Source organism: Arthrobacter luteolus NBRC 107841 (genome assembly GCF_001552075.1).
GTDB lineage: Bacteria > Actinomycetota > Actinomycetes > Actinomycetales > Micrococcaceae > Arthrobacter_B > Arthrobacter_B luteolus.
On sequence record NZ_BCQM01000003.1, the window covers coordinates 247,414 to 273,844 of the forward strand.

Sequence of the window (26,431 nt, forward strand, 5' to 3'; positions counted from 1 at the left end):
GTAGGCTTGTTGGCATGACACTGAGCGTTACTTCCTGCACCGATCCCTCTGACTGGGACGGCTGGGTCAACCGGTTCAACGGGCACCCGCAGCAGCTGTGGGGCTGGGGTAAGACGAAGGCAGAGCACGGATGGCGCGCAGAACGCCTGCTGATTTCCGACGCCGGTGAGGTAGTGGGCTGCGCGCAGCTGCTGATCCGCCGGCTGCCGTTCCCCTTCCGGGCACTCGCCTACATCCCGCGCGGACCGCAGGGAGAGAAAGGCCGGGAAACACAGCTCCTCGATGCCGCCGCGGCCTATGCCAAAACGGCCCACCGGGCCGTGGCCCTGACAATCGAGCCGGACTGGGACGCCGATGCCGCGGCCACAGCTGCACTGCCGGCCGCCGGCTTCCGGCACAGTGCCAACACCATCCTCATCCCGCGCACCCTCATCCTGGACCTCACGCTCAGTGAAGAGGACCTGCTGGCGGGCATGAGCAAAAAGCACCGCCAGTACATCCGCAAGTCCGGCCGTGAGGAGCTGGACTACCGGACGGTTTCCCGCGAAGAGATCCCGCAGTGCCTGGCGGTCTACAAACAGACCGCTGAACGCGCCGGATTCGGTATCCACGAGGATGCCTACTACCAGGACATCTTTGACAACCTCGGCGCAGCCTCACCCGTCTACGCGGCGTTCAAGGAGAACGAGGTGGTCGCGTTCCTGTGGCTCTCCGCGAGCGCTTACACCGCCTTCGAGCTGTACGGCGGCATGAGCGAGGAAGGCGAACGGCTACGGGCCAACTACGCCCTGAAATGGCTTGCCATCCGGGAGATGAAAGAGCGCGGACTCACCCGCTACGACTTCAACGGACTGCTGAACGACGGTGTGTCCAAGTTCAAGATGGGCTGGGCGCAGCACGAGGACCTGCTGGCGGGAACATGGGACAAACCCCTTTCCCCGCTGTACCCGGTCTTCACCACGGCGCTGCCGCTCGCCAAGAGCACGCTGCGCAAGGCCCGCAGCGTCCTGTCCGGGATCCGCGGACGCCTTCGGGGAGCAAACTCCTAGATCTCCAGCTGCGGTTCGTCCGTCCCAGCGGCCGCCGGAACGGTGCCGGCGGTCACCGCGAAGGCCAGCGCACCGTCGTCGTGCTGTGCTGAATGGGCGGCGAGCTTAGCGATCACCGGTGCCTCGTTGGCCGGAATGAAAGCACAGTCGCCGGGATGCAGGACCAGATCCTGCTTCGGCGAATCCAGAACCAGCGATCCGCGCAGCGCGATGACCAGAGTAGGGCCGTTCTGCAGCACCGGGACGTCGGCCGCTGACATGCTGGGCCCGGCGTCCCCTGCAGACTGGGCCAGTTCCAGCCGCTGCAGGGAGAACTCGCTGAACGGGGGCTGGTAGATTTCCTGTCCCAGCCCGGTGAACCCGGCTTCGAGGCGTGGAACCCCCAGCGGGCGGAAGTCCACGGTTTTAAGCAGCTCGGGTATGTCCACGTGCTTCGGTGTCAGGCCGCCGCGGAGCACGTTGTCCGAGGAAGCCATCACCTCCACCCCCAGGCCGCTGAGGTAGGCGTGGATGTTGCCGGCCGGCAGGTAAATGGCCTCTCCGGGCTGCAGCGACACACGGTTGAGCAGCAGCGAGATGAGCACGCCCGGGTCTGCGGGGTAGTAGCCGTCCAGGTCAGCGATGGCAGCGAGGGCCGGGTCCAGGGCAGCACGCTGCCCGTCGCCGAGGCTGCGGACCGTTTCCGCGGCGGCCGTTACGGCGCCGCGGACGTCCTCGCCGCCCATGATCAGGCGCCGGAACACCTTTTCGAGTTTTTCGGCCGCAGGCCGGCCGGACTCCAGATCCGACACAGTCTCCGCCAGCAGGGCAGGGGAGGGCCGGCCGGATGCCTCGACCAGCCGCGCCAGGTCACGGAACAGCCGGGCGGCGTCGCCGGGCGCGCGGAAGCCGCACAACGCCTCGAACGGGGTCAGCGCGAAAATCATCTCCGGCTTGTGGTTCGCATCCTTGTAGTTCCGGTCGGAGGCCGAACGGTCGACGCCGGCGGCGTCTTCAGCGGCGAAGCCCGCCTCCGCCTGGTCCCGGGTGGGGTGTACCTGCAGGGACAAGGGGGACCCCGCAGCCAGCAGTTTGGCCAGGAAGGGCAGAGCAGGTCCGTGCTCGGCGACGGTCCCGCGGCCGAGCGCAGCCTCCGGGTCCGCGGCGATGAGCTCGTCCAGCGTCTCGGCGGGACCCTGGGGATCAACGATCCGCGACGGGGCGCCGGGGTGGGCTCCGTACCAGAGCTCGGCCTCGGGTTCCCCGCTGGGGTCCCGGCCGAAGAGCTCGGCCATGGCGGTCATCGATCCCCACGCGTAGGGGCGGAGATTTCCGGCGAGCAGATACATGGTCCTCTTTCAAATGCACCGCACCTGCGGATGCGGCCGCACGTGCGGTGCGGGGAACGTCGGTTAAGCGGCGCTGCAGACGCCGTTGTTGTCCAGGAGCATGCCGAGTGTGGCAGTGTCGCCGATCGTAGCAAGTTCCTGGAGGTATTCCGCGGTGATCTCCGGGCCGGCCGGTGCCGGGGTCTCGGTGGCAGGCGCAGCTGGAGCGGGCGTATCCGTGGATGCGCCGCCGTCCTCCGCCGGTGCCGCGGGGGCCGGCGTGTCGCCGGTTTCAGTAGGTGCTTCCACCGGCGGCTCGGCGGTGGCGGACGAAGCGGCGAGCATGTCCTGTACACGGGTGTGGATGAGATCGAAGTCCGGGTAGGTGACAAAGTTATCCGCCGCGGTGCCGAAATCGGGCGGGCCGATGGTCATCCGCTGCACCTCGTGGTTCTTGGACTTCAATGCGAGGTCGATGAAGCTGCCCAGCTGGTCCTGCGGGATGTCCGTGTGCACCACCTGTTCACCGGCGGAGGCGATCGCCTGGAACCGGGTGAGCAGGGTCGCGGGATCCAGCTGCGCCACCATGGCCTGCTGGACACACTGCTGGCGGGCGATCCGGTGGTAGTCGGTCACGAATTCCCGTGAGCGCGCATACCAAAGGGCGGTGTAGCCGTCCATCGTCTGCACCCCCGGGGCGATCCACCCGTCCGGAGGGTAATGCTGGTTGGTGCCGGGGATTTCCCCTGCCGTGATGGGAACCCAGCCGCCGGCATTGATTTTCACCCCGCCCATGGCGTCGATCAGGCTGGAGAAGCCTTCCATGTCCACGATCACGTAGGACTGCACTTCAAGGCCCAGGATTCCCCCGGCGGCATCCATCATGGCTTCGGCGCCCGGGTCCTCCGAGTCCGGGTACAGGTCGGCGTGGTTGTCGGTGACCACCTGGTAGAGGCTGTTGAGGATGCACTCGTCACCGCAGTTGTAGCCTTCCGGATAGACCTGCCAGAGCGGCGAATCCTCGGTAAAGAGGGCGTTCTGGAAGTTGCGGGGGAGGCCGAAGGTGACAATCTGGCCGGTCTTCGCGTCCACGCTGAAAACGGACATGCTGTCCGGACGGAGACCCGTGCGGTCCGCTCCGGCGTCGCCGCCCATCAGCAGGAAGTTGTAGCGGCCGTCCACCGGTTCAAAGGCCGGTCCGGAGGCGAAAATGCTGTCGAAGGTCTGGCGGCTGACGTTGAGGAGCCAGGCGCCGTAGGCCAGCCCGCCGCTGGTGAGGGCCATCAGGACCACCAGGGCGCCGGCAACGGCCGGCCGCACGTTCCGCTGCAGCAGCGGGGGCCGGATGATGCGGAAGGTGTTCAGGAAGAGCAGGGCCCAGCCAACGGCGAGTAAGGCCAGGGCGGCCATCAGCAGGAACGACGTCCAGCCGTTGGTGAAGAAATTCACCAGAAGGATCCGGTTGGTCAGCGCGATGACCAGCACCGCGATGACCGCGGCCCAGACAGTGAACGTGACCTGGAGGGCACGGCGTCCCAGCCGGCGGTCGCCGGCGACGACCTGCGCAGAGCCGGGCAGGAGCAGGGTCAGCAGCAGCAGCACGAAAGCGCGCTTGGTGCGCACCTGCGGGGACGCGGACTGCGGATAGCGGACCGGATCCGTGAATACTGCGCCTCTCGCCTCTGTCCTGCCCATCCGCAGTCCCTAGGCGCTTTCCGTGACCGAAGTACGCAGGCGCGCACCCTTGGCCATGGCACTCTGGCGGAGTTCGCCGGCAAAATCGATGAGCTGCTGCTGGAGTTTCGCAGCCAGCGGGTCCGTGCCCGAGGCCAGCATCCGCACCGCCAGCAGGCCGGCGTTGCGTGCGCCGCCGATGGACACGGTTGCCACCGGGACGCCCGCCGGCATCTGGACGATCGAAAGCAGGGAGTCCATGCCGTCAAGGTACTTCAGCGGAACGGGAACGCCGATCACCGGGAGCGGGGTCACCGCGGCCAGCATGCCAGGAAGGTGGGCTGCTCCGCCGGCGCCAGCGATGATGACCCGCAGGCCGCGGGTGTGCGCTTCCTGGCCGTACGCAATCATCTCTGCCGGCATCCGGTGGGCGGAAACCACGTCCGCCTCGAAGGGAATGCCAAACTCGGCCAGGGCGGCCGCTGCGGCGTCCATCACGGGCCAGTCCGAATCGGACCCCATGACCAGGCCGACCAGCGGCGTCTTGGCGGTGCTCATGACAACTCCTCGTTTTCTACCCGGTTCAATTCCCGGCCGTCGCGGATGATTCCGGCAGCCCGTTCCGCGCTGCGCCGGACCGCGGGCAGGTCTGCGGCAGCCGCTCCCACCACGTTAACGTGACCGATCTTCCGGCCGGGACGCACCGACTTGCCGTAATTATGTACCTTCGCGGACGGAACAGCGGCCATTGCCAGCCTTGTGCCGCCGAAGAGGTCGGGGTTGTCCCCGCCCAGGAAGTTCTTCATCACGGTGACGCCGCCCAGCAGCCCGGCGTCACCGAGCGGAAGATCAAGGACCGCCCGCAGGTGCTGCTCGAACTGGCCGGTCACGGAGCCGTCCATGGTCCAGTGACCGGAATTGTGCGGGCGCATGGCCAGTTCGTTGATGAGGAAGCCCGGTCCGCGGCCGGGAGTCTCAAAGAGCTCCGCGGCCATTACTCCGGTGACGCCAAGCTCCTCCGCCAGGCGCAGCGCGGCGGCCGAGGCAGCCGACGCCGTGGCCGGGTCCAGGTCCTGGGCGGGGGCGATAACCTCGTCGCACACCCCGTCCACCTGGATCGAATGGACCACCGGCCAGGCAGCACTTTCACCGCCCGGTGTCCGGGCGATCAGGGCAGAAAGCTCACGGGTGAAGGGAACCTTTTCCTCGGCAAGCAGGGGCGAGCCGGTGAACCAGCCGGCAGCATCGGCCGCACCTGCGGCATCCTCGATGATGCGCACACCCTTGCCGTCATAGCCTCCGCGCGGAGTCTTCAGCACTACCGGCCAGCCGGCCGCCTTGCCGAAGTCGACCAGATCCGCGACCGTGGAAACAGCGGCCCAGCGCGGGTTGGGCAGACCCAAACGGTCGACGGCGGCACGCATCACCAGTTTGTCCTGGGCGTGCAGCAGGGCATCGGGACCCGGCTGGACGTTGATGCCTTCGGCCAGCAGGGCCCGCAGGTGATCCCCGGGAACATGCTCGTGGTCAAAGGTCAGGACGTCCACACCCTGGGCGAAAGCCAGGAGGGCCGCGTAATCGGTGTAGTCGCCTACGACGGCGTTGGACACGGCAGCTACGGCGGATACGTCCGGACCCTCAGCCAGGACACGCAGCTCAAATCCAAGCTCTGTGGCCGCGGGGGCCATCATCCGGGCCAGCTGGCCGCCTCCGACAACGCCAATAATTGGAAATCTCACCTCTACAGGTTACCGAAACCGGCGGGTTTTCCCGCTCCGCGTCCTGGTGCCCCAGCCCGGGCACCCGGCAAACTCCCACGAAGGGCAGGTAAAGTGTGTTCTTTCCGCCCTGTCTGCTCTCGGCGGTAGCTCCGCCCGGCCGGCATATCCGCCCGGGCACGATTGGCCGCGGAGGGTCATGATCACATCATTTATTTCCTGGCTTAGGGGACTGGCGTCTGCCTTCTGGCGCGAGGTCGCGAAGTTCGGCACGGTCGGTGCTGTCGCATTCGTCGTGGACAACGGCCTGACCTGGATCTTCATGCACTCCATCATGGAAGGCAGCCCGGCGAAGGCACGGTTTGCCGGCGCTACGATTGCGACACTGTTTTCCTGGGTGGCGAACCGGTGGTGGACGTTCCGCCACCGCAGGCAAAGCAATGTGGCCCGTGAATTTGTGCAGTTCATCCTGATCAACGGGATCGGCATCCTGATCTCCACCGGCTTCACCTGGATTGCCCGCTACCCGATGGGCATCACGGATAACAGCACCCTGTTTATGGCCGGTGTCATCGGCATCGGGGTGGCGACCGTTGTCCGGTTCTTCGCCTACCGGTACTGGGTCTTCAACAGCTCCGCCGATGACGAGGCGCGCGAACTGGCCATGGAAATGACCTTGGACCCTTCCCGGGAAGTCGACGCTGCCGCCGCCTCAGAGCCCGCAGCAGAAGGCGCCAAGCAGCTTAAGCCCCAAGCCGAGCAGTAACCCGCTCTGCAGCCAGCGTGCTGGCCGGCACCTCGACCCCTTCACCCGACAGAACGATTGTCCCGCCGGCGGACCAGGTATCCAGAGCCGCTCCGAGGACCGCTGCAGTCCCGGCCCCGGCGGGGGCCAGCAGGACCTGGGGTCCGTCCGCAGCCGGTGCCATGAGCGCGCTGAACGGAACAGCGGCCCCTTCCGTTCCGGACGCCAGGGCGTCCCCGGTCCCTTCGGGGGCATCCGGCCCGGCATAGGTGTCCGCGAAGGACCGGACTTCTGCCGTGTAATCCACTGTGCCGGCCGGGAGGCTGCCTGGCCATGCCATGGCCAGGGCGGGAAGTGCCACGGCAACCACCAGCTGGCCTGGTGCCTGAGGCTGAGGTTCTCCTGCGGTGACCCTAACGCCGGCCCGTGCCTCGGCCGATAGGGAGAGTATGCAGCCCGTTTGCCACGCCGCGAGGGCCCAGACCAGGGTCTTCCAGTGCACGGGCATGTCCAGCTGCACCACGGTGCCCGGCTCCACGTCCAGTTCCTCGATGGCAAAGTTGGAGGTTTTGGCAACCCAGTTGTCCAGGACCCGGCCTGAAAGCTCTACCCGTTCTCCGTCCGGTCCGTACCAGATCAGTGCGGGTGAGGTTGCCTGCTCTGTCCGCAGCGTGGACAGTATGGATGGGACCGGGTTTTCCGTCATGGGCTTCGCTTTCGCTGGTGGAGGATGTGTTGTTTGGCGGACCGCGACATGCCGTGTGGGGCAAAATTTACGGCGTGGCGCGCCACCGCGGGACGGTTCAGACTCTATAGGATGCCGAAACAGCTTGACGGGGACGTATTACACGCGTGTAATTAGGGAACGGATTGTTCCAGCAAACCATTACCGACGCGCATGCACAGCAAGCTGATTGTCGCTTGGGTGAATCCAGATATCCGCTGTTGGAGCATTTACACCGGGAGGACTCCATGGGGCAAGCAGAAATGAAGCATGACCGGCCGGACGTCGCCGCGCAGGCCTCCACGAGCTACGGCTCGCGGGGAGTGCCTGTGGACTGGTACGTCGATCCTGCGGATCCCGAAGCCGCGGACCGCTACCGGGAGAGCGCCGGAAGCCTGGAGTCTGCAGCGACAGCATTCCTCGCGGCTCATGAGGCACTGGCCGGAGGGTCGCCGGAAGACGATCCATTGGATCCGCCGGTCTCGCTGTTCCAGACACCTGCGGAAACGGAGGAGCGGAAAGTCTGGATCGGACTGCCGGGCCTGGGTGACGGGTATGCCGACGAGGGCGAACTCGGCTGGCAGGCGGACGCACTGTGCGCGCAGACAGATCCCGAAGCGTTCTTCCCCGAAAAGGGCGGATCCACCCGCGATGCAAAGAAAGTCTGCGCCGCGTGCAACGTGCGGTCCCAGTGCCTGGAATATGCACTGGCCAATGACGAACGCTTTGGTATCTGGGGCGGGCTGTCCGAGCGGGAACGCCGGCGTCTTCGGAAGCAGGCAGTCTAATTCCTTCGCACGTCCGCGTATGTGCCGTTGTGGTTGCCCACAACGGCGCCGAGTACCTTCCCGAAACACTTTCCGCACTGGCCGCCCAGACCCGCCCGGCAGACTTTTGCCTGGGCGTCGACGCGGGCTCCACTGACGCGTCGGCATCCCTGCTCCAGCTCGGCCTCCCGGTTGGCAGCCCGGTAACCGGCGCGCCGTCCCGGGCCGGATTCGGTGCCGCCGTGAAGACGGGTCTGGCACAGCTGCCCGCCCGCTCCGGCGACGGCGGTGCACAGGACTGGCTCTGGCTGCTGCACGACGATTCGGCGCCGGACCCCGACGCCCTGGCCCAGCTGCTCCGGGCCGTTGAAGTAGCGCCGTCCGTGACAATCGCCGGCGCCAAGCAGGTGGAGTGGGAAAATCCACGCAAACTCGTGGACGTGGGCGTCTCCGTCAGCCGGTGGGCCGAGCGCCTGACCATGATCGATACTGACGAGCTGGACCAGGGACAGTACGACTCCCGCAGCGATATTTTCGCAGTGAACTCCGCCGGCATGCTGATCCGGCGTGACGTCTGGGACCGCCTCGGCGGATTCGACCCGGCACTGCCCGGAACCGGGGACGATATTGACCTCTGCTGGCGGAACCGGCTCGCCGGCAACCGTGTGGTCGTGGTGCCTTCGGCCCGGATCCGCCACGCTGGAAACCGGCCCAACACAGCCGCCTCCGCCGGTGCCGCCCGGAAGGCGGAAATCTTCCTCCGCCTCAAACATGCCCCCGGATGGCAGCTTCCGTTCCTGGCACTTGGCGCCGTCCTGGGTGGGTTCGGCCGGTTCTTCCTGGGGATGCTGGCCAAGGATCCCGGATACGCAGCCGGGGCACTGGTCTCAAGCATTGCCGGTGTCCTCCGGCCGGTGGACCTCTACCGCTCCCGCAAAGCTGCCGCGGCCACCCGCCGGCTGCCGCGCAGTACTGTCCGTGCCCTGGTCACCGGGCCGCGTGAAGTTCGTGAATACCGCCGCTCCGTGCATGAATCCGAAGCTGCGGCCAAGACCCATCCGGCCGACGACGCCGGGTCAGTCGATTCCTATGTCCCCAGCGGCGACGCGAATGATGACTTCGCTGCCCTGTCCGGGCCTGCCCGCACCTGGGTCGGCGCCGGCGCCCTTGCCGCCGCCGTCCTGCTGACGGTGGCCGCGCTGACCGGACTGCACCGGTTGGTTGGAGCCGCCGCGCTCACCGGCGGGGCCCTGCTTCCCGTGTCGACGGCGCTGGGAGACATCTGGGCCAACGCCAGCGGCTGGTGGGCGGAAACCGGTGCCGGATACCCCGGCCACGGTGATCCCTTCGACTATGTGCTGTGGCTGCTTGGCGCCGCCGGATTCGGCAACGCCAACGCCGCCGTGGTTGTGCTCGTGATCCTGGCCATGCCGCTTGCCGGGCTCAGCGCCTGGTTCGCCTCCGGGGCGGTGACCCGCCGCAGCGGCCTGCGCTTCTGGGCCGCCATGTTCTGGGGCGCCCTGCCGGCTCTGCAGGCAGCCCTTGGCGAGGGACGGCTCGGCGCGCTGCTGGCCCATCTCCTGCTTCCGCTGACCGCTCTGGCCATGGCCCGGGCCCTGGGTATGGGCCTGGCAGAGGACGAAACCCGCCCGCACCGGGACTCAGGCGCGCTGCAGCGCAAACCCGGTGTGCACGGCGTTCCGAGCTGGACCGCCGCCGCTGCGGCAGGCCTGCTCCTGGCCATTCTTACCGCCTGCGCACCTCTGCTCTTTGTGCTCGGCACCCTCAGCGTGCTGATCCTCTCCGTCCGGCTGCGCTCCAGGGCCCGGACCCTCTGGTGGTCGCTGCTCCCGTCAGCCGCGCTGCTCCTGCCGGTCATCCTCTCCGCTTCGAACAACCTGCGCGCGGCAGCTGCCGATCCCGGCGTGCCGCTGGGCTTCGAGCCGGCCGCACTGTGGCAGCAGCTGCTCGGATATCCGGCTGCCTTTGCCGCGGCCGATCCGCTGGCCGGCCTGGACTTCCTTCCTTCAGGGCCTTGGGCCCTGGTGCTCGCGCTGCTGGTGGGTGCGCCTGTGGTTGCGGTGTCCGCGGCAGCACTTTTCACCACCCGGCACGCGGGTGCCGCCCGTCTTGCCTGGCTCCTCAGCATCAGCGCGCTGGCCCTGGGCGGAGCCTGCGCCTATCTGGCCACCGGAAGCTCAGCGACGGCACTGGTCACTCCCTTCCCGGGCCCGCTCGTCTCAGCGGCCGTCTTCGGGCAGCTCTGCTCGGCTCTGCTGGCCATGGACGCGCTGCTGGCCCGCCGGCGAAGCGCTGACGGAACCGTTAGGAAGCCGGTTACCGCCGGCGTCGTAATCCTTGGCATTCTGCTTGGTGCCGGTCCCGCAGTCAGCCTGGCGGCCTGGACTATTCCGCAGGCCACCGGTGCCGTGACCGAAGCGGGAGCGGGCGGAGCCCAGCCCGGAACCACCCTGGCAATCCGTCCCACCGATCCCCGGGTGCTGCCCGCAACGGCAGCTGACCGCGGCAACAGCCCGGACCAAACCCGCGCACTCGTCCTGTCCATGGGAACGGGGGACGACGTCACGGCAACCCTGATGCGCTCCGGCGGGAGCACCCTTGACGGACTGAACGCTTCCTACACCGCGCGTTCGGTGCAGGGTGATCCGGGCCAGGAAAACACTGTCCCGGACGACGAAGCAACCGCCGCCCTGCGCAGCGCCGTTGCAGTCATCACCGCCGGCACCGGGGTGGATCCACGATCCGAGCTGGCCCGGCTCGGCGTCGGCTTTGTGGTCCTGCAGACCTCTGATACCGCCGCGGAACTCCTGGCCGACCGCATGGACGCGGTCCCCGGCCTCACCGCCGTAGGGCAGACCGGTTCCGGCTGGTTGTGGCGGGTGGTGGGAACCCTGGACGAAGAGGGCACCGAAACCGTAGCCGGACAGACGTCCCGCGTCCGGATCCAGGACGCGGCCGGTGAGACGGTGGCGCTGGTTCCCTCGGAGACAACGGCCGTCAACACTGACATACCGGCCGGTGAGGAAGGCCGGAAACTGGTGCTGGCTGAACGCGCCGACACCGGATGGCAGGCCAGCCTCAACGGCAACCGGCTTGAGCCGGCAACCGACGGATGGGCGCAGACGTTCAGCCTGCCTGCTGAGGGCGGGACCCTGAGCGTGGACTACCGCAGCGCCTGGGAACCGTACACAGAAATCGTGCAGATTGTCGTTTTCGGACTCACCCTGCTCCTGGCCGTGCCCACACCCGTGCGTTCCGGCGTGATCCGCCTCCCCGGCAAGCAGCGGCCCGCGCGGCAGGTTGCCGGGACCTCCGATCCAGGCGCCTCCGATCCCGGCACCTCCGATCCCGGCGCCGCGGGACCCGGCAGCTCCGGGCCAGGCAGGGGGCCGGGCGACGGTCCTGAACCAGAGGGCACAAACCCTGCCGTTCCGGGAGCTGCACCCGGACCGGTCAAGGCATCGCGGCGGAGCGCAGGCTCCGCCCGCCGGACCAAACACGAGCGCTCTGCGGAGGCCGGAGGCACCAAGGCCGCTGGGAACACCACAGCTGCCGGACGCCCCACCGCAGACGGGCATCCCGCAGCAGCCGGCCCCACGGCAGGCGTAACCAAAGCCACCAAAGCCGAGGCAAAAGCCAAGGCCAGGGCGGCGAAGGTCCGGGACAAAGCCGACGAAAAAGCCCGGGCCAGGGCAGCCAAAGCCGGACCGCGTGATGCGAAGCCAGCACCCGGAGAGCCGGATAAGGCAGCCGAATCCGCGGGTGCTCCGCGCTCAGCCGCCGGCGCGGCTAAGCCTGCCGAGACGGCCAAACCCGCTGAGGAAGCCGGGCAACCCACTGGCACAGGCAGCCCTGCCGGTGACCAGGACCGTGCCGGTGCCGGGACAACATCCGCGAACAGTTCACACGAAGGAGTCCGCTGATGGAGCGTTCCGGTGAAGTCACCCGGTCCGCAGCACGCGGCCGCCGCCAGAGCCGCCGGAAAACGGCCTACACCGTCTCCGCCGGCGTCGTTCTGATGGCCGCGGCCGGAGCACTGATCACTGCTGGTGCGGTGGCTGCTCCAGCCGGCTCCGGCATTGCCGTCCAGCCCCCGGCCACCGAGGTCCCGGCGGGCGCCCTGACGGCGGTCTGCCCCCAGCCGCTGCGTTTACTGGCGGGTAATGTTTCCGGCACCGACGCCGAGTACAGTCCGGTCTCCGAATCAGCTGCCACTGCGGTCAGCTCAGTTGTTCTCGGCGCTCCCGGCGCGTCCCTTCCGGCCGCTGAGCTCAGCGCACTGGAGGACGGGAAGGTCCTTGCGGGGATCAAGGCGGGAGACACCGCGCCCTTGGCCGGGACCCGGCTCGCCGGTGTGCTGCAGAACCAGGCAGTCGGCACCGTGACGGCCCTGGAAGCGGAGCCCAGCGGCAAGACACCGGCTACTGCGAACGCTGTCCTGGGCTATTCCGCCACAGACGGTGACCTGGCCGGACTGGCCGCGGCCAACTGCCAGACGCCGGGCAACGACATGTGGCTCCTCGGGGCGCGGACCACCGTGGGCGCCACCGCGGTGCTGCGGCTCTCCAATCCCTCGGTGACCCCGGCCACCGTCGACCTGGAGCTTCACGGTTCAGCGGGACGGATCGAGTCCGGCAACAGCCGCGGGATCGTCGTCGCGCCGGGTGAAACCCGCTCCATCATCCTCGCGGGACTGGCCGCCAACGAAGAGGCCGCCGCCGTGCGTGTGCGCAGCTCCGGCGGTCCGGTCACCGCGGTTATCGAGCAGAGCATCCTGCGTGGGCTGACCCCCGGCGGTGTGGAGATCATTGAACCAACAGCTGCTCCTTCGCCCCGCCAGGTGATTACCGGCATAGCACTCCAGTCACCGGAGACCCTCCGGAAGCTGGCCGAACAGGAGGGCCGCGCCTCAGTGGCCTCAACCCTGAACGTGGCTGTTCCGGGCAGCACGGATGCAGTGGTCCACCTGCGGGTCTTTGGCCCCAATGGGGAAGTCCAGATCCCCGGCGGCGGAGTCTTCAGCGTGCCCGCCGGAACCGTGGGGAAAATCCCGCTGGCGGACCTGCCGGAGGGCACTTACTCCCTGGACCTTTCATCCGACGTTGCCTTCACCTCCGCCGCGGTTTTCAGCCGCGGCACGGAACCCGACGAGCGGGTGGAACTTGCCGTCGCTCCCGCGGATACACGGATGGGCAGCGAACATCTTGCCGTCACCGTCCCCGGAGCCAGCTCCTCCCTGGTGTTCACTGCCCCCGACGGGTCCGCGGAGGTCAGGGTCCGCGCCATTGGTGCCGACGGGAAGCTGCAGGAGGAAAAGGTGGTGGCCGTTCCCGCCGGGCGCACGCTGACCCTGCAGTCCGCTGACCTCGGTTCCGGAAACCTGGCTGGTGTCCTGGTGACCGCCGTTGGCGAAGCCGTGTACGGTGCGCAGCTGGTCACCGGGGAGGGACCCGGCATCTCGGTTCTGCCCCTGCCGGAGGGAAGCACCGGCAGCAGAAGCGCCCAGATAGGCATCGGCTACTAGGCAGACCGATAGGGCGGGCGGCGCTTACTACAGCGGGCGGAAGCGTCCGTACGTGGGATCAATGGACTCCGGATCCAACCCCTTGAGGGAGGCCAGCTGTTCCACCACCACGTCGTGGATCAGTTCGCTGACCGGAACAAGTCCGCGTGCGGTCGACTCGACCGGGCGCCGGTAAACCGTAATAACCGGTGGCTTGGGTCCGTTGCCCGGCGCTGAGGCGGCCAGGGGGATGGAACCGCCGCGCCGAACCAGCTCCTCGAGGCCGTCCGGAATTTCCTGGACAACAAACTGATAGGACTGGATGTCCTCGCCCCAGAGACGCTCCAGCCGCTGGGCGGATTCCATGACCCACTCATCGAAGCGCTCTGCCCGGGTGCGGGAGCCGGCCAGATGGGCCGGCAGCAGCTCCCCGCGCAGACCCCGGCCATGACGGTTACGCCGGCGCCGGTGGAAAGGGCGCGGCGAAACGGGATCCGCGGCACCAGTGCCGGATCCGCCGTCGAGCCTAATCCGAGAGGACGATCCTGGAGGCATACCCCCACTCTAGTCCGCAGGGAGCCGACCGGGGGAGTGCGGCGCGCTCCCGCCAGTGTGCGCACCTCCCGGCAGCCAGCGGGCCGTGGTCCGGCGTGGCTGCGCGCTGCCGGCAGGCGCAGGGGTAAAGTGTTCCTCCGTGGGATCCTTACGTCTTTGTTCACGTTCAGCGTGCCGGCAGGCCGCCGTCGCTACTTTGACGTACGTGTACGCCGATTCCACCGCAGTCCTGGGTCCGCTGGCAACCTACGCAGAACCGCACTGCTACGACCTGTGCGAACTGCACGCACAGCGCCTTACGGCGCCCCGCGGCTGGGAAGTCCTGCGGCTTGAGCTTGGTAACCAGTCCCGCACCCCGGGACCCGATGAGCTCTCCGCCCTGGTGGACGCTGTCCGCGAAGCCGAGGCGGAAGAACCCGCAGCGGAAGAGGAGGCGGGCCGCCGCAGCGGCAGGCACGCACTGGAACCCCCGGCCGACCTCTCCACAGGCCGCCGGTCACACCTCCGGGTATTACGCGAAGATGTCCGCGAACAGAGTTGATCCTGCTCCGCGGTCCGTTCGCTATTAGGCTGGGACCAACAGCCGGGAAGAACCACGGCCGGCGCATCATCAACCGTTTCGCAAGGAAGTGCTGTACCCATGGCTAACCTGACCCCCGATCTTCTGGAAGCCCTGCGCTGCCCCCAGACGCATTCGCCGCTGAAACAGGCCGGCGACGAGCTTGTTTCCACCGCCCCGGGCCCTGAGGGACAGCCGGTCCGCTACCGCATCGAAGAGGGCATCCCCGTCCTGCTGGTGCCGGCCGGCGACACCGCTGCCGCCAACCCTGCGGCCGAGAACACCACCAGGAACGAGGAGTCCCACCAGTGAGCATCGATTTCAAAGTAGCTGACCTGTCCCTGGCCGAAGCCGGCCGCCACCAGATCCGGCTGGCTGAACACGAGATGCCCGGTCTGATGGCCCTGCGGCGCGAATTCGGACCCACCCAGCCGCTGGCGGGAGCCCGGATCGCCGGTTCCCTGCACATGACCGTCCAGACGGCGGTGCTGATCGAAACCCTCACGGCGCTGGGTGCGGAAGTCCGGTGGGCTTCCTGCAACATCTTTTCCACCCAGGACGAGGCCGCCGCGGCCGTCGTCGTGGGCGGCGGCACCCCGGAGGACCCCCAGGGCGTGCCGGTCTTCGCCTGGAAGAACGAGACGCTTGAGGACTACTGGTGGACTGCCGAACAGATCCTCACCTGGCCCGAGGGCTCCGGCGGACCGAACATGATCCTGGACGACGGCGGCGACGCCACCATGCTGCTGCATAAGGGAGTTGAGTTCGAGGCCGCCGGCGCGGTCCCGGCGAACCCCTCCGAGGATGATCCGGACTACTCGCATGAGTACACGATCTTCCTGGAAACGCTCCGCCGCTCGCTCGCCGGGTCTCCGGGGAAATGGACGGAAATCGCCAAGGGCATCCGCGGCGTCACCGAGGAAACCACCACCGGTGTGCTCCGTCTCTACCAGCTGGCTGCGGACGGCCAGCTGCTTTTCCCGGCTATCAACGTCAACGACTCGGTGACCAAATCCAAGTTTGATAACAAGTACGGCATCCGCCACTCGCTGCCGGACGGCCTGAACCGGGCCACCGACACGCTGATCGGCGGCAAGGTCGCCGTCGTCTGCGGGTACGGTGATGTCGGCAAGGGAGCAGCCGAGGCACTGCGCGGCCAGGGCGCCCGGGTCATCGTGACCGAAATCGATCCGATCTGCGCCCTGCAGGCGGCCATGGACGGCTACCAGGTGGCGCGCCTCGAGTCAGTTGTGGGCCAGGGCGACATCTTCATCACCACCACCGGTAACAAGGACATCATCATGGCGTCCCACATGGCGCAGATGAAGCACCAGGCGATCGTGGGCAATGTTGGGCACTTCGACAACGAAATCGATATGGCCGGGCTCGCCCGGGTCCCCGGCATCCGCAAGGTGGAGATCAAGCCCCAGGTCCACGAGTGGATCTTCGACGAGGGCACGGACAACCAGCGCAGCATCATCGTGCTGTCCGAAGGCCGCCTGCTGAATCTTGGCAACGCCACAGGGCACCCGTCCTTCGTGATGTCGAACTCCTTTGCGAACCAGACAATTGCCCAGATTGAGCTGTTCACCAAGTTCGGACAGACCAAGGAAGACGGCAGCCCGGAGTACGCCAAAGAGGTGTACGTGCTGCCCAAGATCCTGGACGAGAAGGTGGCCCGCCTGCACCTGTCGGCCCTCGGCGTCGAGCTGAGCGAACTGACCAAGAGCCAGGCCGAATACCTCGGCGTGGATGCTGCCGGACCGTACAAGCCGGAGCACTACCGCTACTAGGCCGGCCAGCAAGCCCTAACCGCCACCGGCGGCGCAGCAGACCTTTCCGCTGCGCCGCCGGTGCTGTTTAAGCGCGCGCCTATCGGTCAGCGAACGGGAGCCGGTGCAGCCGCTCAGCTATCCGGCCTGTGCGCTGCCGCTGGGCGCTGAGCCGGGCGAAGTCGCGGTCCCGCCGCTGCACCATCACCGCGCGCAGATAGGATTCGGGCACGGTCCCGGGCGGGGGAGGCGGAGAAACAAAAGCCGAGACCTCGGTGGCCAGCGACGTGCCCAGAGCGGTGCGGGCCTGCGGCGTCATCCGTGCGGCCTGTGCCAGGAACCGCGCAGCCCTGCGGGACAACGGGTCCGGAAGACGCCCGATGTCTGCCAGCGAGGCCCAGGGAGCCAGTTCCGCCGGCATCACGACGACGGGAGGCGCGGGAGCCTTGACCCGCTCACGCATGGCATACGTGCCGGCGAGCATGTCGCCGAGGCGTTTGGACTGCTCATTGAAGACAGCCACAACGAAAGCCAGCGACCCGGCCAGCATGTAGATCTCCAGGACAGCCAGGATCCCGCGGGTGAACGCCTGCCGGAACCGCACGGCACCGCCGTCGTCACGCACGATCCGCAGCCCCATCACCAGCCTGCCCAGCGATTTCCCGCGGGTCAGGGTCTCCACCGTCACCGGGACCACCAGAATCACCAGAACGACGGCGGCCAGCAGGAGCGTACGCGTCAGCGCCGGATCCAGGGCGCCGCCCAGCGTATTGCCGACCAAGTAGAAGAGCAGGAAGAGCAGCAGGAGGTTTGCAACCACGTCGATGAGCGTGCTCAGGGCCCGGGCGGCGAACGACGCCGCGCGCAGCTCCAGGACAACGGCTTCACCGGTAACGACTGTGCTCATACCAGCCTCATGCTTTCCCCATGTTTCCTGCTGTGTGTCCGCTCCGGACGGCCGCCCGTTCGGAGTCCACTCTACCCAGACGGGTCTGCCCCCGGGCCGGCAGCGAGCTGACGGAACCGCCGGGATCACGCGTGGCTGTGGACCCGCGCGGACCCGGCTCCCGCTAGGGTGGAGGCGTGGACATGGATGCCTTCGCCGCCGTGCACCGGGAAGACTGGCAGCGGCTTGACGAGCTCACCGCACGGCGCAGGCTGACCGGTGCGGAAGCTGACGAACTGCTGCTGCTGTATCAGCGTGCCTCAACGCACCTCTCGGTGATCCGCTCCACCGCACCCGAGGGTGCCTACTCCGCGGCTCTGTCCATGCGGCTGTCCCGTGCCCGGACCCGGTTCACCGGAGCCCGGTCCAACTTCCTGGAGGACGTCGCCGGGTTCTTTGTGTACTCGCTGCCGGCGGCCTTCTACCGCGTCCGGTGGACGACCGTGGTGATCGGTGCGCTGTTCATCGTGGTCGCCTGGCTGGCTGGTTACTGGGTCACATCCACCCCCGGGGTGCTCGCTGCCATGGGTACGGACGCTGAACTCCGCCGCTACGTGGAGTCAGACTTCGCGAACTACTACTCCGAAAACCCCGCGGCATCGTTCGCCGGCATGGTGTGGACCAATAATGCATGGATCGCCCTGCAGGCCGTGGCCTTCGGCGTCACCGGAATCTGGGGACCTTACATCATCTACCAGAACGCCATTGGTGTGGGCACCGCCGGGGGGACAATGGCCTCCTATGGGGAGCTGGACACGTTCTTCAGCTATATCCTTCCGCACGGGTTGATGGAGCTGACTGCGGTTTTTGTTGCCGCTGCCGCTGGTCTGCAGATTTTCTGGGCGCTGGTTGCTCCGGGACCCAGAACCCGGGTGAGCGCCCTCGCGCAGGAAGGCCGGTCCCTGATGACCGTTGCCCTGGGCCTGGTGGCTGTGCTTTTCATCTCCGGACTGGTCGAAGGCTTTGTCACCCCCAGCCCCCTTCCGGCGTGGCTCCGGATAAGCATCGGGGCGCTGGTGCTGGCAGGGTACTGGGCCTACACCCTGGTGCTGGGCAAACGGGCCTATGACGCCGGGTACCGGGGCGACCTGCTCTCCCGCGACGCCGGCGAAGCCGCGGTCCGCGCTGCCTGAAGATCCACCGTTCCACCGAAGCAGCCTGGAGCGGTTCGGGGTGGCACCCGGAATAGGACGGTGTGGCCCGGTAGGGTCTAAGAAGGACGGAACCGGAACCCCCACCACCGGTGACTTCATACAGGATTGGGATGAGAGACGAAGCAGTGGCAAGCCAGGACCAAGACCCCACCACGGAACCCGCGCCTGCCGGTGAGGCCCCTGCAGGAAAGGGCACCGGGCCCAGTGATGCCAGCGAGACCATCGTCTCCGGCAGCCACGCTGCGGGAACTCCGGACAATGCCCGCCCAGCAGACACCGCCCCAGCCGAGCATGAAGCCTGGGAGGCGGAATTCGCGGGGCTGACCGGCTCCGGCGCAGCAGACCCGGGCGCGGCCGATGAAGCGGCCGAACCCGGCGATGCCTCCGGCGCTGCCTCCGACGCTGCCTCCGGCGCTGCCTCCGACGCTGCCAGTCCCGGCGCTGCCGGCTCCGGCGCCGGCACTGCCGCTGCCGTGAACCGTCGTGCTGCCGCCGGAAAAGCAGCAGGACAGGCCGAGGTTCCCGGCGGGCATCCCTCCGTGGCGCAGCGGAGCACCCTCCCGATGCGCGCCGCGAGCACCATGCCAAACCTGAGCCGCTATGACGCCGCCGAATCCGCCGGCCCTGCTGAGGACAACGGAACGGAGACTTCCGCTGCCGCGTCAGGTGCTGCCGCGGCGGCAGCCACCGGCGGAATCGAGGCCCGGAAGACCGCTGACCAGCGCGGCAGTGCCGCCGGGACCGGCGCGGCTGCCGGCGTCACCGGAAACCAGGACGCCGGAGCAAACGGTGCAGAAGCCGGGTCCACTGACAGCGGCACAGACCGTGGCCCGTGGTACGTCTCGGGAACGGCGCCCAGCGAAACCGATGCCGGAAACGAAACCGGACAGGATGCCGAAGCCGGAGCCGGCCAGGACGAAGAGGCCCAGCGCCGGTCCTTGGAACGGGAGCGGGCAGCGGATGCCAAACCGGTCCTTGCCCGCATCATCCAGGTGTCGATCGCCGTCTTCTTCCCGGTGATGCTGCTGGCGGCAGCTATCCGCGCCGTCGCCACCCCGATGTTCCTCTGGGTCGAGTACTACCGTCCGGGTTTCCCGGCGGATGCGTTCGGGTTCTCGGCCGAAGACCGCATGACCTACGGTTCCTACGCCGTCGACTATCTGCTGAACTTCGCCTCCCCGCGCTACCTCGGTGATCTGGTGACCCCGGATGGGGATCCCCTGTATCTGGCCTCCGAGGTCTCCCATATGGCGGACGTCAAGATGGTCCTGGGCATCGCGTTCCTGAGCGCTGTGGGCATGGCGCTGCTGAGCATCGCCGGCGGGATCTACCTGGCCCGGCGCTGCCCCGGCGGCATCCGCCGCGCACTGTTCGCCGGTGCGCTGGCAACACTGGCACTGATTGCTGGCCTGCTGGTGGCCGCTGTCCTCGCCTGGGAACAGTTCTTCACCCAGGTCCACAGCATTTTCTTCTCGCAGGGTAACTGGACGTTCCGGCTCGATGACACGCTGATCCGGCTCTTCCCCTCGCAGTTCTGGATGGACGCCGGCGGAAGCGTTGCGGGCATCGTGCTCCTGGCGTGCGTTATCACCCTGGTCTTCACCTGGCCGACAAAAACCCGGCGTGAGCGCTCCCGGCTGGCGCGCGAAGCCACCCGCAGGAGGTACCTGGAATCCCTCGATTCCTTCCAGGGAGACAAAACCAGCGAGCCGTAACAACAGCCGTAGCAAAAAAGGAAGGTCCGCCCCGGTACGGAGCGGACCTTCCTTTTTTCTGCCTGGAGCTACTTGACGTAGAGCTTCTCGACTTCGGCCGAGAAATCGGCCATCACGGCTTGGCGGCGAAGCTTCAGCGTGGGCGTCACGTGCCCTGCTTCGAGGGAAAAATCGCGGGGGAGGACAGTGAACCGGCGGATCTGTTCGGCCCGGGAGACCGTTGAGTTGGCAGCGTCCACCGCCTCCTGGACCTGGGCCTGCACCACGGGATGGTTTACCGCGGAGACATCCTGGAAACTATGCCCCTGCTCACGGGCCCACACCGCCAGTGCTTCCTCATCGAGGGTGACCAGTGCGCCCACGAACGGTCGGCCTTCCCCGACGACGACGACCTGGGAGACCAGGCGGTGCTCCCGGATCTTCTCTTCCAACGGCCCGGGAGCAACGTTCTTGCCGCCGGCAGTGACCAGGAGGTCCTTTTTCCGTCCCGTGATGGTGAGGAAGCCGTCGTCATCCAGGGTGCCGACGTCGCCCGTATGGAACCATCCGTCGGCGAAGGCTTCGGTGTTCGCGGCGGGATTCCGGTGATAGCCGTTGAAAACGCCCACGCCCTTGACCAAAACCTCGCCGTCGGCGGCAATCCGCACCGCATTTCCAGGCATCGGCAGGCCAACCGTGCCGACCCGGGTCAGAGGCACCGTGTTGACGGACGCCGGGGCCGTCGTTTCCGTCAGGCCGTAGCCTTCCAGGACAGCGATACCCGCGCCCCGGAAGAAATGGCACAGCTGCGGGCTGAGCGGACTTGCTCCGGAAATGGCGATGGAGAGCTGCCCGCCGAAGACATTCCGGACTTTCGGATACAGGAGTGCGTCGAAGATCCTGTGCCGCAGGCGCAGCGGCAGCGAGGGACCTTTTCCGCCCTGGCCTGCCCGGTCCACGGCTTCGGAGAAGGCGACGGCGGTTGATGCGGCGGAGGCGAAAAGCCGGCCCTTGCCCGCGGCCTCCGCACTTTCCTGCGCTCCGGTGTAGATCTTTTCGAAAATCCGCGGCACGGCGAGAAGGAACGTGGGCCGGAAAGTCTTCATGTCTCCGACCAGGGCAGATGCGCTGGCGCAGTGGCCCAGCTGCACACCGGCGGCCAGACAGCCGATCTGCACGGCCCGGGCCAGGGCATGGGCCAGGGGCAGGAACATCAGCGTCCGCGCGTTGGGAGCCTTCAGCATCTCGGGGAGGAGCTCGATGACGTTGACGCCGAAGACGGCGAAATTGCCGTGCGTGATTTCGCAGCCCTTCGGACGCCCGGTGGTGCCCGAGGTGTAGACCAGGGACGCGGTGTCCGCGAGCCCGCGGACCGACCGGGCGGCCTCGAGGTCTGCGTCGCTGACCTCCGCTCCGGACGCGGACAGGGCACGCAGGTCCGTGCCGCCGTCGACGTCCGTCAGGTGCCACAGGGGAACGTCAAGACCGGCCGCACCGGCACCCGCCGAGATGACCTTCGCCTTCGCGGCGTCTTCGGCGAAGACAAGCCTGGCTGCGGAGTCCTCCAGGATCCATTGAATCTGGCTGGCGGAGGAGGTTTCGTAGATCGGGACCGTCACGGCTCCGGCGAACCAGATGGCCAGGTCAACGACGGTCCACTCGTAGCGGGTGCTGGACATAACCGCCACGCAGTCCCCGGGACGGATGCCCTGCCGAATAAGTCCCTTGGCGGCTGCGGAAACTGCCGCAAGGAACCCGGCAGCGGTGATGTCTTCCCACCCTGCGTCCGACTGGCGGGCATAGAGCGGCAGGTCCGGCGACCGGGAGGTCAGTCCGAGGAGGATGTCCGTAATGTTGGAGTCGGCCGGGAGCTCGACAAATAAGTCGGTGGAGGATTCGCGCACTGCGCCACTCTCTTTCCGTGCTTGTGGCACATTGCGTTGAGACCTAAATCCAGCTCGGCATCCACATTCGGAGCCGCCAACCAGAATAGGGGATGTTCTCTGCAGTCCACACCGGATAGAAGAAGGCGGAGACCAGAATAACAGCGAGCAGGAAGCACCCGACGCCGACTGCGCCGCGCTTCCGGCGCAGTGCCGTGTCGTGATCCCTGCCCAGCATGAGGCCCAGGACATAGGTCAGGGCCAGGATGAGGAAGGGCTCGAATGACACCGCATAAAAGAAGAACATGGTGCGGTCCGGGAACGCGAACCAGGGAAGATACCCGGCAGCGATCCCGGCGAGGATGGCACCGGCCCGCCAGTCCCGGCGGCCGAGCCAATACGCCAGCAGCACGCCAAGGCTGAGCAGTGCGGCCCACCAGATGAGCGGATTGCCAACAGAGGTGATGGCCGAGGTGCAGGTTTCAAAACCGCACCCGGGGCTCCCCGGATCGGGAGATTCATAGAAAAAGGAGGTTGGGCGGCCCATGAATAACCAGGTCCAGGCGTTGGCCATGTAGGAATGTTCCGATGTCAGCCCGTTGTGGAATTCATAGGCGCTGCGGTGGTACTCCGCCAGTGACCGGAGGGAATCCGGAAACCAGCCGAACGTTTCCGACGGATTCGTTTCGGCCCAGTGCCGTCCGTACGAGTCGGATGCGCGGAACCAGCCCGCCCAGGTAGCGGTGTAGGTGGCCAGGGCCGTGGGGATGAGAGTGAAGAACGCCGGAACGCCGTCCTTTAGCAGCGCGAGCGGCCAGCGGCGGATCCCGGCAACGCGGCGGGCGCTCACGTCCCAAAGCACCGTCATCAGGCCGAAGACGGCGACGAGGGCCAGCGCGGACCATTTTGTGCCAACCGCCAGCCCGAGGCAGACCCCGGCCACGAGCCGCCAGGGCCGCCACAAAAGCCACGGCCCGGACGCCAGGGCTGCGAAGGGCGGCGCGCTGCCCGGCGCCACCGCAAGTTTGCGGGCCAATCGTCTCCTGCCGTCGTCGCGGTCCAGCAGCAGGGCACCAAAAGCCGCCAGCACCCAAAAGGCCAGGAAAACATCCAGCAGTGAGGTTCGGGACAGGACCAGATGGTGTCCGTCAACGGCCAGCAGCACACCGGCTGCTCCGCCAAGCAGGGGGGAGCGGAAGAGGCGGTATGCAATCAGCGCCAGCAGCAGGACAGTGAGGGTGCCGGCCAGGGCAGCGGAGAACCGCCAGCCAAAGCTCGACCCGGGGCCGAAAAGGGCCATGCCGAAGGCGATCATCCATTTGCCCACCGGCGGATGCACCACGTACTCCGGTTCCTCCAGCAGCCCGCTGGGCTGGCCGGCGGCAAAGGAATCGTTGGCATTCTCCGGCCAGGCCCGTTCATAGCCCGACATCAGATAGGAGTAGGCGTCCTTGACGTAGTAGGTCTCGTCGAACACCAGGGAGTCAGGCTCACCCAGGCGGACAAACCGCAGCACTCCGGCCAGGACAGCAGCACCCAGCGCGGCTGCCCAGGCCCAGGCGGGCGCGGGCAGCGCCGCACCGAGCAACCGTCCCCGCAGCGTCTCGAAGGAGAAGGCCTGTCCTGGATCCAGAACCGGCGGCGTCTGTTCCCGGGGCGGGCTGGGGGTCAGGGACAGGGTCACGCGCTCAACTCTATAGCCTGTCGCGTAGGGTTGAGGGGTGGACTCAAGCATGGATGGAACCCCGCAGACGGCAAGCACCGACGGCACGGAGGACAACGCTCAAAGCACTGCCGCAGACACGGGGTCCGGGCGGCGCGCCGGATCGGGCGGGCAGATCGTGCTGGCGGCTACCCCGATCGGAAACATGGGCGACGCCACCGTCCGGCTGATCGACCTCCTGCAGCACGCGGACGTCATCGCCGCGGAAGACACCCGCCGGCTGCATCGGCTGGTCAGTGCCCTGGGCATCAGCACCTCCGGCAAAATCCTGAGCTACCACGAGCACAACGAACAAAACCGTACCGCCGACCTCCTGGAACTTGTCCGCGGCGGTGCCACCCTGCTGATGGTCACCGACGCCGGTATGCCCTCCGTCTCCGACCCCGGCTACCGGCTGGTCGAAGCGGCCGCCGCCGAAGGAATTCCGGTCACCGCGGCCCCCGGCCCTTCAGCTGTGCTCACCGCCCTTGCCCTCTCCGGCCTGCCGACGGACAGGTTCTGCTTTGAGGGTTTCCTGCCGAGGAAAACAGGGGAACGGGCCGGACGGCTCGCTGACCTGGCCGGTGAACGCCGCACCATGGTTTTCTTCGAGGCGCCGCACCGGCTCGAGGCGATGCTCCGGGCACTCGACGCAGCATTCGGCGGTGACCGTCCCGCCGCCGTCGCCCGTGAGCTGACGAAGCTCCATGAGCAGGTGCTGCGGGCACCGCTGCGTGAACTGCTCGAATGGGCTGAGGGCACTGAGGTCCGGGGCGAGATCGCCGTCGTAGTCGGCGGCGCGGGAGAAACGGCACCGGAGGCCCCGGAAGACCACGTGGGCGCGGTCAACGATCTCATCACCCAGGGCTCGCGGCTGAAGGACGCGGTTGCGAGCGTCGCCTCCGATGCGCGGATCAGCAAGCGGGAGCTGTACTCCGCTGTGCTGGCCGCCCGCAGCGGCAGCACCGATGACCAACCCGGCAAACCCGATAAAGCCGGCAAACCCGCTAAGTAACGGCTCACCCCGAACACCCGAAGCCAAGTGCACAGTGAAACGTCAGTTTTGTTGTGCAGGAATGCATTTACAGTGATCCGCGCGCGTCTTACGGTGAGTTGAGCACCGGTCAGATCGTGTACCGGGAAACCCGCACATTTTTGGAGGCTCACCCATGGCTGTAACCGCTGAACGCGAGGCCGAACTGCTGGCCCAGGTTCCCACCGGCCTGCTGATTGACGGACAGTGGCGGGATGCCACCGGCGGCAAGACCTTCGAAGTCGAGGATCCCGCCACAGGCAAGGTGCTGCTGAGCATCGCCGATGCCAGCACCGAAGACGGCGCCGCGGCAATGGACGCCGCCGCCGCCGCGCAGGACTCCTGGGCACAGACCCCGCCCCGGGTCCGCGGAGAGATCCTCCGCCGGGCCTTCGAGCTGGTCACGGCACGCGCCGAAGACTTCGCCCTGCTGATGACGCTGGAAATGGGCAAGCCCCTGGCGGAAGCCCGCGGCGAAGTAGCCTACGGCGCCGAGTTCCTGCGCTGGTTCTCCGAGGAAGCCGTCCGCGTGACCGGCCGTTACGGCATGTCTCCCGATGGCAAGTCGCGGATCATGGTCACCAAGAAGCCGGTTGGCCCGTGCCTGCTGATCACCCCGTGGAACTTCCCGCTGGCCATGGCTACCCGCAAGATTGCCCCCGCGGTGGCTGCCGGCTGCACCATGGTGCTCAAGCCCGCGAAGCTCACCCCGCTGACCTCCCAGCTCTTCGCCGCCGTCATGATGGAAGCCGGCCTGCCCGCCGGCGTCCTGAACGTCGTCTCCACGACCAAGGCCGGGGAAGTGACCGGGCCGATCATGCAGGATGACCGGCTGCGCAAGGTCTCCTTCACCGGCTCCACCCCGGTGGGCCAGGCCCTGATCCGCGACGCCGCGGACAACGTGCTGCGCACGTCCATGGAACTGGGCGGCAATGCGCCGTTCGTCGTCTTCGAGGACGCTGACATCGACAAGGCCGTTGAAGGCGCCATGGCCGCCAAGCTGCGGAACATGGGCGAAGCCTGCACCGCTGCCAACCGCTTCATTGTGCATGAGGACATCGCGGACGAATTCTCCGAGAAGTTCGCTGCCAAGGTCGGCGCCATGACCATCGCCCGCGGCACCGAGGACGAATCCAAGATCGGTCCGCTCATCGATGCCAAGTCCCGGGACAAGGTCCACTCCCTGGTCGAGGACGCGATCGACGGCGGCGCCACGGCTGTTGTCGGCGGCGCACCGGTGGACGGCCCCGGCTACTTCTACGCACCGACCGTGCTGAAGAATGTTCCTGCCGGTGCCCGCATCCTCAAGGAAGAGATCTTCGGACCGGTGGCCCCGGTCATCACCTTCTCCACCGAGGCTGAAGCCGTGAAGCTGGCCAACGCTTCCGAATACGGCCTGATCGCCTACGTCTTCACCGAAGACCTGAACCGCGGCCTGCGGATCGGCGAGAAGCTGGAAACCGGCATGCTGGGCCTGAACGCCGGCGTTGTATCCAACGCTGCCGCCCCGTTCGGCGGCGTCAAGCAGTCCGGCCTGGGCCGTGAAGGCGGAGACGAAGGCATCGAGGAATACCTCTACACGCAGTACATCGGCATCGCCGACCCCACCGCGTAGGCGCTGTGGC

Annotated in this window: 21 protein-coding genes; 12 read left to right on the forward strand and 9 right to left on the reverse strand. The window is 67.3% G+C overall.

Annotated elements, in window-relative coordinates; genetic code table 11:
- The first annotated feature begins 14 nt into the window (after nt 1–14).
- Nucleotides 15–1,049 carry a lipid II:glycine glycyltransferase FemX gene (locus AL3_RS08010; protein ID WP_066299000.1) on the forward strand — a complete coding sequence of 345 codons (1,035 nt, stop codon included), beginning with the start codon at nt 15–17 and terminating at the stop codon, nt 1,047–1,049.
- On the opposite strand, the gene manA is transcribed toward AL3_RS08010, so the two are convergent.
- The 4 genes from manA to AL3_RS08030 all read right to left on the reverse strand — a co-directional run bounded on the left by manA (nt 1,046) and on the right by AL3_RS08030 (nt 5,769).
- Nucleotides 1,046–2,377 (reverse strand): mannose-6-phosphate isomerase, class I, encoded by a 1,332-nt coding sequence (gene manA, locus AL3_RS08015; RefSeq protein WP_066299003.1) that lies wholly within the window; start codon nt 2,375–2,377, stop codon nt 1,046–1,048. The two genes, AL3_RS08010 and manA, sit on opposite strands and share 4 nt — an antisense overlap.
- A 63-nt stretch (nt 2,378–2,440) precedes the next feature.
- On the reverse strand, nt 2,441–4,051 hold the full coding sequence (locus AL3_RS08020; RefSeq protein WP_066299005.1) for an LCP family protein: 1,611 nt from the start codon (nt 4,049–4,051) through the stop codon (nt 2,441–2,443).
- A gap of 9 nt (nt 4,052–4,060) precedes the next feature.
- The gene (purE, locus tag AL3_RS08025; RefSeq protein ID WP_066299007.1) at nt 4,061–4,588 is read right to left on the reverse strand and encodes a 5-(carboxyamino)imidazole ribonucleotide mutase; all 528 of its coding nucleotides are present in this window, start codon (nt 4,586–4,588) and stop codon (nt 4,061–4,063) included.
- Nucleotides 4,585–5,769, reverse strand: coding sequence for a 5-(carboxyamino)imidazole ribonucleotide synthase (locus AL3_RS08030; protein WP_083521562.1), 1,185 nt, complete (start codon nt 5,767–5,769; stop codon nt 4,585–4,587). Before AL3_RS08030 ends, purE begins: the two co-directional genes overlap by 4 nt.
- A gap of 178 nt (nt 5,770–5,947) precedes the next feature.
- Here AL3_RS08030 and AL3_RS08035 point away from each other — a divergent pair, with 178 nt between their 5' ends.
- Entirely contained in the window at nt 5,948–6,514 is a 567-nt protein-coding gene (locus AL3_RS08035) for a GtrA family protein (protein ID WP_066299013.1), read from the forward strand.
- On the opposite strand, the gene AL3_RS08040 is transcribed toward AL3_RS08035, so the two are convergent.
- On the reverse strand, nt 6,492–7,199 hold the full coding sequence (locus AL3_RS08040) for a TIGR03089 family protein (protein ID WP_066299015.1): 708 nt from the start codon (nt 7,197–7,199) through the stop codon (nt 6,492–6,494). The genes AL3_RS08035 and AL3_RS08040 overlap by 23 nt on opposite strands.
- A gap of 266 nt (nt 7,200–7,465) precedes the next feature.
- Between AL3_RS08040 and AL3_RS18935 the strand changes: the two genes are divergently transcribed.
- From AL3_RS18935 to AL3_RS08055, 3 genes are read left to right on the forward strand one after another with little or no spacing between them, the layout of a single operon-like run.
- Nucleotides 7,466–8,005, forward strand: a complete 540-nt coding sequence (locus AL3_RS18935; RefSeq protein ID WP_066299023.1) for a WhiB family transcriptional regulator — start codon at nt 7,466–7,468, stop codon at nt 8,003–8,005.
- Nucleotides 8,006–8,034: 29 nt separating this feature from the next.
- Nucleotides 8,035–11,928 (forward strand): glycosyltransferase, encoded by a 3,894-nt coding sequence (locus AL3_RS08050; RefSeq protein ID WP_083521563.1) that lies wholly within the window; start codon nt 8,035–8,037, stop codon nt 11,926–11,928.
- Entirely contained in the window at nt 11,928–13,529 is a 1,602-nt protein-coding gene (locus AL3_RS08055) for a DUF5719 family protein (RefSeq protein ID WP_066299025.1), read from the forward strand. The genes AL3_RS08050 and AL3_RS08055 overlap by 1 nt, the downstream gene beginning before the upstream one ends.
- Before the next feature lie 27 nt (nt 13,530–13,556).
- Here the strand turns inward: AL3_RS08055 and AL3_RS18940 are convergent, their stop codons facing one another.
- Nucleotides 13,557–13,874 (reverse strand): metallopeptidase family protein, encoded by a 318-nt coding sequence (locus tag AL3_RS18940; protein WP_246168672.1) that lies wholly within the window; start codon nt 13,872–13,874, stop codon nt 13,557–13,559.
- Between the two features lie 328 nt (nt 13,875–14,202).
- Here AL3_RS18940 and AL3_RS08065 point away from each other — a divergent pair, with 328 nt between their 5' ends.
- From AL3_RS08065 to ahcY, 3 genes are all read left to right on the forward strand, one after another.
- Nucleotides 14,203–14,604: a DUF3499 domain-containing protein gene (locus tag AL3_RS08065; protein WP_066299026.1), complete on the forward strand. Its 402-nt coding sequence runs from the start codon at nt 14,203–14,205 to the stop codon at nt 14,602–14,604.
- Between the two features lie 99 nt (nt 14,605–14,703).
- Nucleotides 14,704–14,934: a Trm112 family protein gene (locus AL3_RS08070; protein ID WP_066299028.1), complete on the forward strand. Its 231-nt coding sequence runs from the start codon at nt 14,704–14,706 to the stop codon at nt 14,932–14,934.
- Entirely contained in the window at nt 14,931–16,415 is a 1,485-nt protein-coding gene (gene ahcY, locus AL3_RS08075) for an adenosylhomocysteinase (protein ID WP_066299031.1), read from the forward strand. Before AL3_RS08070 ends, ahcY begins: the two co-directional genes overlap by 4 nt.
- Nucleotides 16,416–16,494: 79 nt before the next feature.
- On the opposite strand, the gene AL3_RS08080 is transcribed toward ahcY, so the two are convergent.
- Nucleotides 16,495–17,301, reverse strand: coding sequence for an RDD family protein (locus AL3_RS08080; RefSeq protein ID WP_066299034.1), 807 nt, complete (start codon nt 17,299–17,301; stop codon nt 16,495–16,497).
- Nucleotides 17,302–17,477: 176 nt separating this feature from the next.
- On the opposite strand from AL3_RS08080, the gene AL3_RS08085 reads away from it, so the two are divergent.
- Both AL3_RS08085 and AL3_RS18025 read left to right on the forward strand, forming a co-directional pair.
- Nucleotides 17,478–18,473 carry a stage II sporulation protein M gene (locus tag AL3_RS08085; RefSeq protein WP_193565340.1) on the forward strand — a complete coding sequence of 332 codons (996 nt, stop codon included), beginning with the start codon at nt 17,478–17,480 and terminating at the stop codon, nt 18,471–18,473.
- 131 nt (nt 18,474–18,604) lie between these two features.
- The gene (locus AL3_RS18025; protein WP_066299041.1) at nt 18,605–20,209 is read left to right on the forward strand and encodes a DUF1461 domain-containing protein; all 1,605 of its coding nucleotides are present in this window, start codon (nt 18,605–18,607) and stop codon (nt 20,207–20,209) included.
- Nucleotides 20,210–20,277: 68 nt separating this feature from the next.
- Here the strand turns inward: AL3_RS18025 and AL3_RS08095 are convergent, their stop codons facing one another.
- Nucleotides 20,278–22,092, reverse strand: coding sequence for an AMP-dependent synthetase/ligase (locus tag AL3_RS08095; RefSeq protein ID WP_066299044.1), 1,815 nt, complete (start codon nt 22,090–22,092; stop codon nt 20,278–20,280).
- Between the two features lie 43 nt (nt 22,093–22,135).
- Nucleotides 22,136–23,806: a dolichyl-phosphate-mannose--protein mannosyltransferase gene (locus tag AL3_RS08100; protein ID WP_083521565.1), complete on the reverse strand. Its 1,671-nt coding sequence runs from the start codon at nt 23,804–23,806 to the stop codon at nt 22,136–22,138.
- On the opposite strand from AL3_RS08100, the gene rsmI reads away from it, so the two are divergent.
- The gene (gene rsmI, locus AL3_RS08105) at nt 23,805–24,788 is read left to right on the forward strand and encodes a 16S rRNA (cytidine(1402)-2'-O)-methyltransferase (RefSeq protein WP_083521566.1); all 984 of its coding nucleotides are present in this window, start codon (nt 23,805–23,807) and stop codon (nt 24,786–24,788) included. The two genes, AL3_RS08100 and rsmI, sit on opposite strands and share 2 nt — an antisense overlap.
- A 154-nt stretch (nt 24,789–24,942) precedes the next feature.
- The gene (locus AL3_RS08110; RefSeq protein WP_066299047.1) at nt 24,943–26,421 is read left to right on the forward strand and encodes an NAD-dependent succinate-semialdehyde dehydrogenase; all 1,479 of its coding nucleotides are present in this window, start codon (nt 24,943–24,945) and stop codon (nt 26,419–26,421) included.
- Nucleotides 26,422–26,431: the final 10 nt, after the last annotated feature.